Origin of the sequence: Allostreptomyces psammosilenae, assembly GCF_013407765.1 — a bacterium.
In the GTDB taxonomy this organism is placed as follows: Bacteria; Actinomycetota; Actinomycetes; order Streptomycetales; family Streptomycetaceae; genus Allostreptomyces; species Allostreptomyces psammosilenae.
In genome coordinates this window covers 237,446-251,195 of sequence record NZ_JACBZD010000001.1, presented here as the reverse complement: position 1 = coordinate 251,195, position 13,750 = coordinate 237,446, and the positions used below count along the sequence as shown (strand labels likewise).

The following is a 13,750-nucleotide window of genomic DNA, read 5'->3' as shown; positions in this document are numbered from 1 at the left end:
GCCGGGTGTTCACTCCTCGTGGTCGGCGTGGGCGAGGAGCTTGAGCACGGGGACGCCGACGGCGTGCCGGGCGCGGGAGGCCCAGTCGCGGTGGAAGAACTCCTCGACGGTGTGCGGTTCGGTCAGCACGATGACCTCGTCGGCGCCGGTCTCGGCGACCAGGTCCTTCAGGGCGTCGACCGGCTTGTCGGCGACGATGCGGCCGGTGGCCTCGGCGCCGGCCTCGCGCAGGGCGCGCAGGGTGGCCTCCAGGGCGTGTTCGGCGGTGGGGGTCTGCGCCACGTCGGTCTCCTCCCGTTCCCGGGCGACCTCCTCGATGCGGCCGGCGGCCACGTCGTCCAGCGCCCGGAGCAGCTCGTCCTGGCGGCCCCGGGGCTGCATCAGCACGGTGAAGGTGACCGGCTCCTCGCCGTGCAGGGTGGTCACCAGCGCGACGTCGGTGGTGGACAGCGGCTTCTCGATCATCAGGATGGTGGAGAACATGCGATCCCTCCTCGGGCGGTGCGGCCGGTGGCGTGGGGTCCGCCCTCCCATCCTGCCGCCGGTGCGCGCCGCCGCGCCGTTCCGACACCCGCCGCTCAGCCGTCCCTGGGCGCGGGGGCGGCGGCGCGCACGTAGCGCGAGAAGAGGAAGCCGTCCTCCTCCAGCAGGGACAGCAGCCGCATGCGGTGCGGGAGGGTGAGCGCGGAGCGGGCCACGGTGATCCGGTCGGCGCGGCCGGCGGTCAGCGTCGGGGAGACGGTCAGGCAGAGCTCGTCCAGCAGGTCGGCGGCGACGAGCTGCCCGAGCAGGTGCGGGCCGCCCTCGGTGAGCAGCCGGCGGTGTCCCAGGGCGCCGAGGTGGCGCACCGCCTCGGCGAGGTCCACCCGCTGGCCCGTGCCGGCGACCAGCAGCACCGCTCCGGCGGCCCGGGCGCGCTCCATGGCGGGTCGGGGGGCTCCGGCCCCGGTGATCAGGATTGTGGGGGTGGCGGGCTCGGTGAACAGCGGGGCGTCGAAGTCCAGGTTGAGGCTGGCGCTGACGACGGCGATGGCCGGCGCGGGGGCCTGGCCGGCGGCGGCCCGCCGCTCGGCGAAGGCCTCGCGCGCCTTGGCCGGGCGGTAGCCCTCCTGGCGGACGGTCTGCGCGCCGACGAGGATGGCGTCGGCGAGGCCGCGCAGCACGCCGAACAGGCGCATGTCGGCGTCGCTGGACAGCGGTGCGGAGTGGGCCTCGTGGTGGGCGGCGCCGTCCAGGCTGGAGACCATGTTGGCGCGCAGCCAGGGCCGGTCGGGGGCGGGCAGCAGGTGGACGGGGTAGCTGTAGGCGGCGGCGAGGCCGTCGAGGGTGTCCAGCGCCTCCGGGGCGCCCAGCTCCTCGCGCGGGGTGCCGGCCTCGGGCGGGATGCCGGTCTCGGCCGGCGGCGCCAGGGGCGCGGGCACCCCCCAGCCGGGCAGTTCCATCCCGGCGCCGGAGTCGTCGGCGCCGTAGCCGCCCTGGGTGGGGGCGGCCGGGCCGGGGGCGGCCGCGGGGCCGTGCGGCCGGTGTCCCTCCGGCTGGTGGAGGGCCTGGGGAGCGGGGGCGACGGGGTACAGGCGGCGCATGTCCGGCAGTCTGGCACGCGCGCCGGCCGGGGCCGCGCGCACGCTCGGCGCGAGCCGCGCGGCGCCCGCCGTGGCGCGCCCGCTCCGGGGGCCGGCGCCACCGGTGGGCCGGCGCGGTGACGAGCGTCACCGCGCGACCGCCCGGCACACCCCCCGACACGGCCCCGGCCAGCGCGTAGGGTGGTCTGACGTGCCGCTGAGTCTGTGCGAACGCCACCCCGCCGTCCCGGTCGACCGCCTGGTGGCCGAGATGGTCCCGCCGCCCCGCTTCGAGGGCGCCCGCTTCACCACGTACCTGCCGGATCCGGCGCAGCCCAGCCAGTCGGCGGCGGTGCGCGCGCTGGAGGGCTTCGCCGCCTCGGTCGCCGCCGCGCCGCGCCCGGCCGCCGGCGGGTCCGGGAACGGCGGCGGCGTGCTGCGGCGCCTGCTGCGCCGGGGGCCGGCCGCGCCGACCGGTCCGCGCGGCGTCTACCTCGACGGCGGGTACGGCGTCGGCAAGACGCACCTGCTCGCCTCGCTGTGGCACGCGGTGCCGGGCCCCAAGGCGTTCGGCACGTTCGTGGAGCTGACCAACCTGGTGGGCGCGCTGGGGTTCCAACAGGCCATCCGGGCGCTGGCGGGCCACCGGCTGCTGTGCATCGACGAGTTCGAGCTGGACGACCCGGGCGACACCGTGCTGGTCTCCACGCTGCTGGACCGGCTGGTCGCCGAGGGCGTCTTCCTGGCCGCGACCTCCAACACGCTGCCCGGCAAGCTGGGCGAGGGCCGGTTCGCGGCGGCGGACTTCCTGCGCGAGATCCAGGGGCTGTCCGCGCACTTCCACACGCTGCGCATCGACGGCGAGGACTACCGGCACCGGGGCCTGCCCGAGGCGCCCGCGCCGCTGCCCGACGCGGCGGTGACGGCCGCCGCCGGCCGGCTGCCGGGCGCCGCGCTGGACGACTTCCCGGCACTGCTGGAGCACCTGACGAAGGTCCACCCGAGCCGCTACGGCGCCCTGCTGGACGGGGTGGAGGCGGTCTGCCTGCGCGGGGTGCGCGCGGTGCCGGACCAGGCCACCGCGCTGCGCCTGGTGGTGCTGGCGGACCGGATGTACGACCGGGAGCTGCCGGTGGTGGCCTCCGGGGTGCCGTTCGACCAGGTGTTCAGCGAGGAGATGCTGCGCGGCGGCTACCGGAAGAAGTACCTGCGGGCGGTCTCCCGACTGGTGGCGCTGGCCCGGGACGGCGCCGCCAGCGGGGTGTGACCGGTCCCCGGCCCGGCGGGGCCGCGCGGCCCCGCCGGGCCGGCGGCCCCTGTGCGGGCCGGGGCGGGCGTCAGGCCAGGTCGTCCAGGAGCTGGGCGACCGGCTTGCGGCGGCCGGTGTAGAAGGGGACCTCCTCGCGCACGTGCAGCCGGGCGTCGGTGGCGCGCAGGGTGCGCATCAGGTCCACGATCCGGTGCAGCTCGTCCGCCTCGAAGGCCAGCAGCCACTCGTAGTCGCCGAGGGCGAAGGAGGCGACGGTGTTGGCCCGCACGTCCGGGAAGGGGCGGGCGGCGGCGCCGTGCTCGGCCAGCATCTTGCGGCGCTGGTCGTCCGGCAGCACGTACCACTCGTAGGAGCGCACGAACGGGTAGACGCACAGGTAGTCGCGCGGCTCCTCCCCGTTCAGGAAGGCCGGCACGTGGCTGCGGTTGAACTCGGCCGGGCGGTGCAGGCCCATGTTGGACCACACCGGGGTGAGGGCACGCCCGAAGAGGGTGCGGCGGAACCGGTTGTAGGCCTCCTGCAGCGCGTCGGCGCTGGCCGCGTGCCACCAGATCATGACGTCGGCGTCCGCGCGCAGGCCGGAGACGTCGTAGGCGCCCCGCACGACGACGTCCTTCTCCGCCAGCTGCTCGAAGAGGGTGGTCACCTCGGTGGCGTAGGCGCCGCGGTCGTCGGGGAGGGTGTCGGCCAGGCGGAAGACCGACCACATGGTGTAGCGGATGCTGGCGTTGATCTCCTCGGGGTCCGGCTGGACTCCGGTGTCCTGGCTGGTGCTGGTGCTGTCCGTCATGGGCCCATTGTCTCCCCCGGGGCCCGGCGGGCCCGGACCGGGGGGCGTGGCGCCGCTGTCCGCCGCGGGGCGGGGCCGGCCGTCCGTGGTGGGGCGGGCGGCGGGGTCCGGGAACGGATGTCGCCCGCATCCGACGGCGCGCCGCCCCCGTTCCCGTGGCGCGCCGTCGCCCCCGGGGCGACCCGTTCCGCGGACCCCGACGCCGCCCGCTCCACCTCCCCCGTCGGAACGTTCGAACGACCCGGAAGAAACGAAGAGGCTGGGGCAGACCAACGGTTGCGGCACGCCCCCTCGTCGCGCCGAACCGGCCTGACCCAGCAAGTGCTGTCAGTCCGAGACATGCCGTTCGTTCCGGCATGACCACACGATGCCGGACGCCCCTACACATCCACCTATACGATCACGTGTAGCCGGCCGGCATGGAGCGAGCACCCGACGGGGGAGGCACCATGGAGTTCCGAATCCTGGGACCACTCGAAGTCCGCGCCGACGACGGAGCGTCCCTCGTCCCGCCGCGGCGCAAGCAGCGCGTGCTGCTCGGGCTGCTCCTGCTGCACGCCGGCCAGCCCCTCCAGGTCGAACGGATCGCCGACGAACTGTGGGGCGAACGGCCCCCGAGCTCGGCGATGGCCAACCTGCAGTCCTACATCTCCGGGCTGCGCCGGATGCTGGGCCACGACCGCATCTCCACCCACCGCGGCAGGTACACCCTCCAGGTGGGCGGCGGCGAGCTGGACGCCCGGGTGTTCGTCGACCTCCTCGGCCAGGGCCAGACGGCGCTGCGCTCCGGCGACCACTCCGCCGCCCGGCACGCCCTCGCCCGCGGGCTCGCCCTGTGGCGCGGCCGGCCCCTGGAGGACCTGCCCGAGCTGCACGGCCCGGAGACGACGCGGCTGGAGGACCTCAAGCTGGCCGCCGTCGAGGACGCCGTGGAGAGCCAGCTGGGGCTCGGCCGCCACCTGGAGGCCGCCGTGGACCTGCGGGAACTCGTCCAGCGGCACCCGCTGCGGGAACGGCTGTGGGGCCAGTACATGCTGGCGCTGTACCGCTCCGGGCGGCAGGCGGAGGCGCTGGAGCGCTACCGCGAGGTGAGCGCGCTGCTCGGGGCCGAGCTCGGCATCGACCCCGGGCCCGAGCTGCGCCGGCTGCACCAGGCGATCCTGGCGCACGACCCGGGACTCGACCCGCCCCGCGCGCCGGCCGCCACCGCCTCCACCGGCAACTCCGCCACCGGCTCCCCCGCCGCGCCCCCGACCGTGCCGCCGCCCACCGCCCACCCGCCCGCCGCCGCGGAGGGCCCCGGCCACGCCGGCCCCGCCGCGCCGGACGGCCCGGGCGAGGTCCCGACCGACGGACACACCCCGGCCGCGGCCCCCGCGGGGGATCCGGATCCGGACATCCTGGCCGGCTCCCGCCCGCAGCTTCCGGTCCCGGCGCAGCTCCCCCTGGACATCGCCGACTTCACCGGCCGCGAGGAGCAGGTCGCCCGGCTCACCCGGGCGGTGCGCCGCCGCGACGACCCGGACCGGCCGCAGACCGTGGTGGTCTCGGCGGTCGCCGGAATGGGCGGCGTCGGCAAGACCGCCCTGGTCATCCACGTCGCCCACCGGCTGGTCGACGCCTTCCCGGACGGCCAGCTCTACGCGGACCTGCACGGCCAGGGCGACGCCCCCAGCGACCCCGGCGAGATCCTCGGCCGCTTCCTGCGCGCCCTCGGAGTCAGCGGCTCGGCCGTCCCCGACTCCCTGGAGGAACGGGCCGCCCTCTACCGCAGCCGGCTCGCCGGGCGGCGGGTGCTCGTCGTGCTCGACAACGCCTCCGCCGAGCGCCAGGTCCGCCCGCTGCTGCCCGGCGCCCCCGAGTGCGCCGTCCTGGTGACCAGCCGCAACCAGCTCACCGGCCTGGAGGGCGCGGCCCTGCTCGACCTGGACGTCTTCGAGCCGAGCCAGGCCGTCGAACTGCTCACCCGCATCGTCGGCGCCGAACGCGTCGCCGCCGAGCCGCTGGCCGCCGCCGAGATCGCCGAGCTGTGCGGCTGCGTCCCGCTGGCCGTCCGGATCGCCGGGGCCCGCCTGGCCGGCAAGCGGCAGTGGAGCCTGGCCCACCTCGCCGCCATGCTCCGCGACGAACGCCGCCGGCTCGACGAGCTGGCCGCCGGCGACCTCGGGGTGCGGGCCAGCTTCAGCCTCAGCTACCGCCGGCTCAGCGAGCCCGCCCGCCGCACCTTCCGGCTGCTCGGCCTGCTGGAGGCGCCCGACTTCGCCTCCTGGGTCGTCGCCGCCCTGCTCGACGTGCCGCTCGCCGAGGCGGAGGCGCACGTCGACACGCTGGTCGACGCCCGCTTCCTCACCATCGTCGGCGTCGACGCCACCGGCCGGCTGCGCTACCGGATGCACGACCTGATCCGGCTGTACGCCTGGGAACTGACGCAGGCGGACGACGACCCGGCCGAACGCGCCGCCGCCACCGAACGCGCCCTCGGCGCCTGGCTGTGGCTCGCCGAACGCGCCGCCGAGTACGTGCCCGGCCCCTGCTACGCCGTGATGCACGGCGACGCCCCCCGCTACCCGCTGCCCACCTCGGTGGCCACCGAGATGCTGCACGACCCCATGCGCTGGATGGACGCCGAACGCGCCGCGCTGGTGGCCGCCGCCCGGCAGGCGTGCGCGCTGCGGCTGGACGAACTCGCCTGGGACCTCGCCGGGTGCCTGGAGAAGTACTGCGACGTCCGCGGGCTGTACGACGAGTGGCAGCACACCCACGAGCAGGCCATCCGGCTGTGCCGGGAGGTCGGCAACCGGCGCGGCGAGGCCGTGCTGCTGCGCGGGCTGCTGGAGGTCACCACCTGGACCTCGCCCCGGCAGAGCAGCGGCGCCGCCATGGTCACCCTGCACGACCGGGGGCAGCAGCTGCTGGAGATCTTCTCCGAGGTGGGCGAGCGGCGCGGCATGGCCGACGCCCTGATCTCCTGCGCCTGGGGGCTGGTCGCCCAGGGCGACCGGGAGGAGGCCCTGCTGTTCGCCGAGCGCGCGCTGCACCTGGCCGAGGGCGCGGACTACCTCGGCGGCCAGGCCCGCGCCCACCACATCATGGCCATCGCGCTGGCCGACAGCGATCCCCACCAGAGCATCGCCTACCTGCGCGAGGCGCTGAAGTTCGGGGAGCTCCTGGGGAACCGGCGGTTCCAGGCCACCGCGCTGCAGTTCCTGGGGGCGGTGTACTTCTCCGCCGGCTACGTGGACACCGCCCACGACTACCTGAGCCGCTCGCTCACCATGGCGCACGCCCTCCAGGACCGCTACCTGGAGGCGTTCTCGCTGCTGTACCTCGCGCGGGTCTTCGCCGAGCGGGGCGACCAGCGCGCCATGCCGACGGCCGAGGCGGTCCTGGCGCTCAGCCGGGAGGGCAACTTCGGGCACCACCTGGCCGACGCCCTCGCCCTCCTCGGCGAACTGCACCTGGCCGAGGGCGACACCGCCGCGGCCGTCGCCCGCCTGGAGGAGTCGGTCGACGTCTGGCGCTCCCGCGGGTGGCTCATCTTCCTGGCCCGGACGCTGCGCAGCCTCGGTGAGGCGCACGTCGCGGCGGGTGACCCGCACCGGGCCCACCGCGCCTGGCAGGAGGCCCACGAGCTGTTCACCCGGCTGGGCGACACCGCCGCCGCGGACGAGGTCACCGAACTGCTGGAGGCGCACAGCCTCTTCAAGGGCCCCCTCCGGCTGCCCACCCTCTAGTTCGACTCAGGTGGTGAGCGGCGTGGCCGCCTGGAGCGCCTCCCGGATCCGGCGGGCGGCGCGTTCGGCGCCGGCGACGCAGGCGGGGATGCCGACGCCGTCGTAGGCGGCGCCGCAGACCGCCACCGGTGGCAGTCCGCGCAGCGCCGAGCGCACCGCGGCGACCCGGTCGAGGTGCCCGACGGCGTACTGCGGCAGCCCGTCGTACCAGCGGGTGACGGTGGCGTCGACCGGCCAGCCGGTCAGGCCGATCGCCTCGCGCAGGTCGCCGAGGGAGCGTTCGACCAGTTCGCCGTCCTCCAGCTCCAGCGCCTCGGCCTCGCGGTGCCGGCCGAAGGAGGTGCGCAGCACGAACAGGTCCGGGTCGCCCTGCGCGACCCAGCTCCACTTGTTGCTGGAGAAGGTGGAGGCCTTGATGGCGCGGCCCTCCACCGGCGGCACCAGGAAGCCGCTGCCGGCCGGGGAGGCGCCCAGGTCGGGGCGGCGGAACGCCATGGTGACCAGCGCCATGGAGGCGTACTCCAGGCCGGCCAGCCCGGCCGCGGCCGCCGGTGCGACGTCGTGCAGCAGGCGGACGGCGGGGGCGGCGGGCACGGCGAGGATGACGGCGTCCGCGTCCAGGTACTGCTCGGCGGAGCCGTCCACGTCGCGGGTGGTCAGCCGCCAGCCGTGGTCGGTGCGGGCCAGCGCCACCGCCGTCCGGCCGGTGACCACGCGGGCGCCGGCGCGGCGGCAGGCGTCGGCGACGGCGGACGGGAGCTGCCCGACGCCGCCGCGCAGTCCGTTGAAGACGGGTGGGACGGCCTCGCCGGCCGTCCGGCGCTCGGCGGCGGCGCGCTGGCTGGCGCGCACGGCCTCGGTCAGCGAGCCGCCCGACTCGGCGGCGGGGACGAGCTGCGGCAGCGCGGCGCGCAGCGAGATCAGGTCGGCGTGGCCGGCGTACACGCCGCCGAGCAGCGGCTCGACGAGGCGGTCGACGACCTCCCGGCCGACCCGGGAGGCGATGTACTCGCCGACCGAGACGTCGCCGTGCACCGGCGCCGGCGGCAGTTCCGGGTCGCGGGCGACGCGGGCGAGCCCCTCGTCGGTCAGCACGCCGGACTCGCGGAGCGCGGCGAGGTCGCCGGGCACCCCCATGACCGCCCCGGCGGGCAGCGGGCGCAGGGCGCCGCGGGTCCAGACCGCGGCCTTGGCGTCGGTGGGGGGTTCGAGGAGGTCGCCGAGCCCCACCGAGCGGGCCAGGGAGACGGCCTCGGGGCGGCGGGCGAGGAAGGACTCCGCGCCGAGGTCGACGGTCAGGCCGGCGACGCTGCCGGTGCGCAGCTTGCCGCCGAGCCGGTCGCCGGCCTCCAGCAGGGTGACCCGCGGAGCCGGGGCGCCGCCGCCTCGTGCCCCGGCGCCGGTCGCCGGCGCCCGGCGCGGGTCGACCAGGGTCCAGGCGGCGGCCAGGCCGGAGACGCCGCCGCCGATCACCACCACGTGGGGGCGCTCGGCGTCCGGGTAGCCGTCGCCGTCCGCCACCGTCCGGGCCGTCGCGTCGTTCATGTTTCCCACTCTGGCAGACCCGCCGTGGGCGGCCAGTCGGGGGTCCGCGATCGGCGCCGGGGCGCCGGCCGCCGGGTGGCCGGGGCCGCGACCGGACCGTGACGGAAACGCGATCTTGCCGAGGCCGCGGGGCGGAACCCGGTGGGATCCGGCCGCGTCCGACCAGGGAATCCGTCAGCACTCGCCGGTGGCGAGGCACCGGCTGGACGGACGAACCGGACAACGGAGGGGTCGATGCGGGGCGGCGGAACGGCGTCGGAGCGAACCGAGAGCATGGTCATGAGCATGACTAGAGTGGGGGACGCGGGGGCGGTGCGGCGGACCGCGCGGCGCCGGCGCCGCCGCGTCGCGGTGGCCGCGGCGGCCCTGCCCACCGCGCTGCTGCTGGCGCTGACCGCCTGCGCGGCGGACGCGAACACCGACGCGGCGGCCGGTTCGGCGGCGTTCGAGGGGGACGCCGCCGTCCCGGCGCCGGAGGGCGTCGCCGAAGCGGACCTCGCCGAGGGGGAGGCGTACGCCCCAGCGGACGAGGCTGCCGGGACCGAGGAGGAGTCCGCGGCCTCCGCCGCGCCGGCCGACCCTGGCGGCGACGCCAGGGCCGGCACGCCGGAGGTGGACGCCGTCGCCCCCGCGCGGCACGTCATCCACACCGCCTCGCTGTCGATCGAGACCTCCGGGGACCTCGACGACGCGGTGGACGGCGCCCAGGAGATCGCCGTGGAGGCGGGCGGCTACGTGGAGGCGGAGGAGACCTGGCGGGACGGCGCCCTCGGGGCGGGCGGCCAGGCGGTCACCGAGGAGCACACGGAGGACCACGCGGGGGACGGCTACGCGGAGGACGACTACCCGACCTCGGTCGCGGAGGCTTCCGACCACTCGTCGCTGACCCTGCGGATCCCGCCGGAGCGCTACGAGGCCGTGCTGGACGACCTGGCCGGTCTGGGTGAGGTGGTGGCCCGGGAGCAGTCCGCCGAGGACGTCACCGGGCAGGTGGTGGACCTGGACAGCCGGCTGGCCTCGCAGCGGGCCAGCGTGCTGCGGATCCAGGAGCTGATGGAGCAGGCCGAGTCGCTGAGCGACGTGGTGATGCTGGAGGCGGAGCTGAGCAGCCGCCAGGCCGACCTCGACTCGCTGCTGCGCCAGCGCGAGGCGCTGACCGGGCAGACCGACCTGGCGACCGTGCAGGTGCACCTGTACGGCGAGGGCTCCTACCGGGCGGACGTCGTCGAGGACCCGGACGGGCTGGGCGACGCCTTCCTGGACGCCTTCCGCGGGGGGTGGTCGGCGTTCCGGACGGCGGTCGAGGTGCTGCTGGTGGTGCTCGGCGCGGTGCTGCCGTTCGCCCTGGTGCTGGGCGTGCCGCTGTTCCTGGTGCTGCGGCTGCGACGGAACCGTCGGACCGCGACGACCGGATCCGCGACGACCGGATCCGCGATGGCCGGATCCGCCACCGTCGCCGCGGCCGGTGCCGACGACCGCGCGCTCGACGAGGAGCCCGCCGTCCCGGCCTCGGCCGCACCGGGCGAGACCGGGACCGGGACCACCGAGACCGGGACGGCCGAGACGGGGCCGGCCGGGCCGCGAACGGAGGACGCGCCCTAGTCGGGCGGCCCGGTCAGGCGCGGGCGGTGCTGCGGTGCACGAACTCGACCAGCGCCGTCAGCGCCTCCGGGTCGGTGTCCGGAAGCACCCCGTGGCCGAGGTTGAAGATGTGCCCCTCCAGGCCGGCGGCGGCGTCCAGCACGCGGCGCGCCTGCTCCTCCACGGCCTGGCGGGGGGCGAAGAGCACCGCCGGGTCGAGGTTGCCCTGCAGCGCCTTGCCGGGGCCGACCCGGCGGGCCGCCTCGTCGAGCGGGACGCGCCAGTCCACGCCGACCACGTCGGCGCCGGCCTGGCCCATCAGGTGCAGCAGTTCGCCGGTGCCCACACCGAAGTGGATGCGCGGCACCCCGGTGTCCGCCACCGCGTCGAAGACGCTGGCGGAGGCCGGCATGACCCGCGTCCGGTAGTCCTCCGGCGCGAGCGCCCCCACCCAGGAGTCGAAGAGCTGCACGGCCGAGGCGCCGGCGGCGATCTGCACCCGCAGGAACGCCGAGGTGATGGCGGCCAGGCGGTCGAGCAGGTCGCGCCACAGCTCCGGGTCGCCGTACATCAGGGCCTTGGTGCGCTCGTGGTTGCGCGAGGGGCCGCCCTCGACGAGGTAGCTGGCCAGGGTGAACGGCGCCCCGGCGAAGCCGATCAGCGGCACGTCGCCGAGCTCGGCGACGGTCTGCCGGACCGCCTCGGTGATGTAGGGGACGTCCTCCTCGGTCAGCTCGCGGAGGCGGGCCAGGTCCGCGCGGGTGCGGACCGGCTCGGCGACGACGGGGCCGACCCCCGGCTTGATCTCCAGGTCGATGCCGACGGCCTTGAGCGGCACCACGATGTCGCTGAAGTAGACGGCGGCGTCCACGCCGTGGCGGCGCACCGGCTGGAGGGTGATCTCGGTGACCAGGTCCGGCATCATGCAGGACTCCAGCATCGGGATGCCCTGGCGCACCCGGCGGTACTCCGGCAGCGACCGGCCGGCCTGGCGCATGAACCAGACCGGGGTGTGCGGCACGGGCTGCCGCCGGCAGGCCCGGACGAAGGCGCTGTCGGCCGGCCCGGCGGGGGTGGGGGGTTCGGTGGTCGCGGGGGCGTGGGGGGACGTCCGCGCCTCGGTGGGGCCGCCCTCGTGCGTCCGGTGCTGCTCTGCATCGCTCACCGTGGCATCTTCCCACGCGACGCGGGCGGCGGCCGGGCGGGGCGGGGCCGACCGGCGCCGGTTGCCGGCTCGCCGCGTGGCATTACGCCACTGGCACGTGCCAGCGGCCTAGGCTGACGCCCATGGCATCGGTCACCGGCGGGCCCGGGGAGGGCGAGGAGGTGCCGGCCGGGTTCCGGCGGGCGGTCGAGGGATTGCGGGCGGCACGGCTCCGTCCCGAGGTGGAGCTGTCCCCGCTTCCGCCGCCGAGGCGGCCGGCTCCGTACTCCTTCGCCCTGGCCGGCGCGGTCGGCGGCCAGCACGCCGCGCCGGGCGCCACCGCGCACCTGCTGGGCGCCCCGGTCGGCGGGCCGGCCGAGGAGGGTGCCGGCGGCGCGGGCGTGGAGGACGCCGCCAGCGGGCGCTTCGTGCTGCTGTACGACCCCGCGGAGCCGGAGGGCTGGGGCGGGGCGTTCCGGGTGGTCACGCTGACCCGGGCGGAGCTGGAGCCGGAGATGGGCGGCGACCCGATGCTCGCCGAGGTGGGCTGGTCGTGGCTGACCGACGCCCTGGCCGCGCACCGGGCGCCGTACGGCGAGCTGGGCGGCACCATCACCCGCTGCTTCTCGCACTCCTTCGGGGAGCTCAGCGTGCGCGGGGCCACCACCGAGATCGAGATCCGGGCCTCCTGGTCGCCGCTGGGCGAGGACCTGTCGGCGCACCTGGCCGCCTGGGGCGACCTGCTGGCGATCGCGGCCGGGCTGCCGCCGGCGGGCGAGGTGCCGCCGGAGCCCCCGGAGGGCGGTGGCGGGCCGGCGGTGCCGGGCCCGGTGCCGTCCGGGCGGGGGGCCACCGGGGTGGTGCGGCTGCCGCACGGCGGCGGCCGTCGTCCGGGGCGCCGCTGAGACACCTCGACAGCACCTCCTGGCAGGGCGTTCCGGCGGCCTCCCGGCGGGGCGTCCCGAGGCCGTTCGGCGGCCCGCCGGGCGGGGGAACCACATCGTCGGCGCGCCGGCAAGCGGTTGATCAACTGAGCACCAGAGTCGATCATTTCTGACCGATTTGCGCTGCTTTGGTGACGGCAATTTGCCCTTGTTGTCCGAATTGTTACACAGCAGATCGGGTGCAACCGCTAAAGCCCCCCATAGAACCTGCCGAAGGACAGAGTGTCCACTACCCGTACGGATCACTCGTTTGACCCATCGGGGTACAGATCTGCCACCCTCTCAGGAGGCACGGTGTCGGTTCTTCTCGACCACCCCGCAAGCCTGGTCGCCTACCGTCCGTCCAAGCCCACCGCCATGGTCGTCGTCGCCGATCAGCGCGTCCGTTCCACCGTGACCCGACAGCTGTGGAGCCTCGGTGTGCGCGACGTGATCGAAGCCTCCTCCATCGCCGAGGCGCGCCCACGCATCGCCACCCCGCGGGACATCTGCGTGGCGGAGGTACACCTCCCCGACGGCTCCGGACTCAGCATCCTGGCCGAGACCCGGGCCGCGGGCTGGCCCAACGGCCTCGCCCTCTCCGCCGCCGACGACATCAACGCCGTGCGCTCCGCGCTGGCCGGCGGGGTCAAGGGCTACGTGGTCACCGGCACCCGCGGCACGGTCGGACTCCCCCAGCGGCACGGCGTCCACCCCGTCGGGCAGGCGGCCCCCCGCCTCCGCCGCCGCCCCGGCGAGCACCCCGGCGGCTTCCGGGAGCTGTCCGGACGCGAGGTGGAGGTGCTCCGGCTGGTCGCCGAGGGCCGCTCCAACAAGGCCATCGGCGTCGCCATGGGCCTGTCCGCGCTCACCGTGAAGAGCCACCTCGCCCGCATCGCGCGCAAGCTCGGCACCGGCGACCGCGCCGGCATGGTCGCCATCGCGCTGCGCACCGGCATCATCCACTGACCCACCCGCCCCTTGCGAGGCGCCATGCCAGGCACGCCCCGCCGGCGACGATCCCGCCCCCGCCCACCCACCCCCATCGACCGGCTCCCAGCCCCGCCCACCGGCCGCAGCGGACACTCCGCGGCGGCCGGTGGCGCGTTCGGCCCCCGGACGTCCGGCGCGGCACCCGGTGGTCCGCGCCCCGGACCGCGGCCGGGCCCCGGTCCGAGCCCGGCGGCCCCACGACCACCTC

Annotated in this window: 10 protein-coding genes; 5 read left to right on the top strand and 5 right to left on the bottom strand. The window is 76.5% G+C overall.

Annotated elements, in window-relative coordinates; genetic code table 11:
* Positions 1-9: 9 nt before the first annotated feature.
* Both FHU37_RS00905 and FHU37_RS00900 read right to left on the bottom strand, forming a co-directional pair.
* The gene (locus tag FHU37_RS00905) at positions 10-483 is read right to left on the bottom strand and encodes a putative universal stress family protein (RefSeq protein WP_179812325.1); all 474 of its coding nucleotides are present in this window, start codon (positions 481-483) and stop codon (positions 10-12) included.
* Positions 484-578: 95 nt separating this feature from the next.
* On the bottom strand, positions 579-1,442 hold the full coding sequence (locus FHU37_RS00900; protein WP_179815926.1) for a pyrimidine reductase family protein: 864 nt from the start codon (positions 1,440-1,442) through the stop codon (positions 579-581).
* A 391-nt stretch (positions 1,443-1,833) separates the two neighbouring features.
* Between FHU37_RS00900 and zapE the strand changes: the two genes are divergently transcribed.
* Positions 1,834-2,829, top strand: coding sequence for a cell division protein ZapE (gene zapE, locus FHU37_RS00895; protein ID WP_179815925.1), 996 nt, complete (start codon positions 1,834-1,836; stop codon positions 2,827-2,829).
* Between the two features lie 70 nt (positions 2,830-2,899).
* Here zapE and hemQ read toward each other — a convergent pair whose 3' ends face one another.
* Positions 2,900-3,622 carry a hydrogen peroxide-dependent heme synthase gene (hemQ, locus tag FHU37_RS00890; protein WP_179812324.1) on the bottom strand — a complete coding sequence of 241 codons (723 nt, stop codon included), beginning with the start codon at positions 3,620-3,622 and terminating at the stop codon, positions 2,900-2,902.
* Positions 3,623-4,071: 449 nt separating this feature from the next.
* On the opposite strand from hemQ, the gene FHU37_RS00885 reads away from it, so the two are divergent.
* Positions 4,072-7,356 (top strand): AfsR/SARP family transcriptional regulator, encoded by a 3,285-nt coding sequence (locus FHU37_RS00885; protein ID WP_179812323.1) that lies wholly within the window; start codon positions 4,072-4,074, stop codon positions 7,354-7,356.
* Between the two features lie 6 nt (positions 7,357-7,362).
* Here the strand turns inward: FHU37_RS00885 and hemG are convergent, their stop codons facing one another.
* Positions 7,363-8,901: a protoporphyrinogen oxidase gene (hemG, locus tag FHU37_RS00880; RefSeq protein ID WP_179812322.1), complete on the bottom strand. Its 1,539-nt coding sequence runs from the start codon at positions 8,899-8,901 to the stop codon at positions 7,363-7,365.
* 279 nt (positions 8,902-9,180) lie between these two features.
* Between hemG and FHU37_RS00875 the strand changes: the two genes are divergently transcribed.
* Positions 9,181-10,503: a DUF4349 domain-containing protein gene (locus tag FHU37_RS00875; protein ID WP_179812321.1), complete on the top strand. Its 1,323-nt coding sequence runs from the start codon at positions 9,181-9,183 to the stop codon at positions 10,501-10,503.
* A gap of 13 nt (positions 10,504-10,516) precedes the next feature.
* Here the strand turns inward: FHU37_RS00875 and hemE are convergent, their stop codons facing one another.
* On the bottom strand, positions 10,517-11,647 hold the full coding sequence (gene hemE, locus FHU37_RS00870; RefSeq protein WP_179812320.1) for a uroporphyrinogen decarboxylase: 1,131 nt from the start codon (positions 11,645-11,647) through the stop codon (positions 10,517-10,519).
* 122 nt (positions 11,648-11,769) lie between these two features.
* Between hemE and FHU37_RS00865 the strand changes: the two genes are divergently transcribed.
* On the top strand, positions 11,770-12,531 hold the full coding sequence (locus tag FHU37_RS00865) for a DUF3000 domain-containing protein (RefSeq protein WP_179812319.1): 762 nt from the start codon (positions 11,770-11,772) through the stop codon (positions 12,529-12,531).
* Between the two features lie 333 nt (positions 12,532-12,864).
* Complete coding sequence (locus tag FHU37_RS00860; RefSeq protein WP_179812318.1) at positions 12,865-13,518, top strand: response regulator transcription factor; 654 nt, start codon at positions 12,865-12,867, stop codon at positions 13,516-13,518.
* Positions 13,519-13,750: the final 232 nt, after the last annotated feature.

Excerpts from the sequence above, each read along its gene's own strand:
- hemQ (WP_179812324.1), bottom strand. The coding sequence starts at position 3,622 with ATGACGGACAGCACCAGCACCAGCCAGGACACCGGAGTCCAGCCGGAC.
- FHU37_RS00905 (WP_179812325.1), bottom strand. The coding sequence starts at position 483 with ATGTTCTCCACCATCCTGATGATCGAGAAGCCGCTGTCCACCACCGAC.
- zapE (WP_179815925.1), top strand. The coding sequence starts at position 1,834 with ATGGTCCCGCCGCCCCGCTTCGAGGGCGCCCGCTTCACCACGTACCTG.
- hemG (WP_179812322.1), bottom strand. The coding sequence starts at position 8,901 with ATGAACGACGCGACGGCCCGGACGGTGGCGGACGGCGACGGCTACCCG.
- FHU37_RS00865 (WP_179812319.1), top strand. The coding sequence starts at position 11,770 with ATGGCATCGGTCACCGGCGGGCCCGGGGAGGGCGAGGAGGTGCCGGCC.
- FHU37_RS00885 (WP_179812323.1), top strand. The coding sequence starts at position 4,072 with ATGGAGTTCCGAATCCTGGGACCACTCGAAGTCCGCGCCGACGACGGA.
- FHU37_RS00900 (WP_179815926.1), bottom strand. The coding sequence starts at position 1,442 with ATGGAACTGCCCGGCTGGGGGGTGCCCGCGCCCCTGGCGCCGCCGGCC.
- FHU37_RS00875 (WP_179812321.1), top strand. The coding sequence starts at position 9,181 with ATGAGCATGACTAGAGTGGGGGACGCGGGGGCGGTGCGGCGGACCGCG.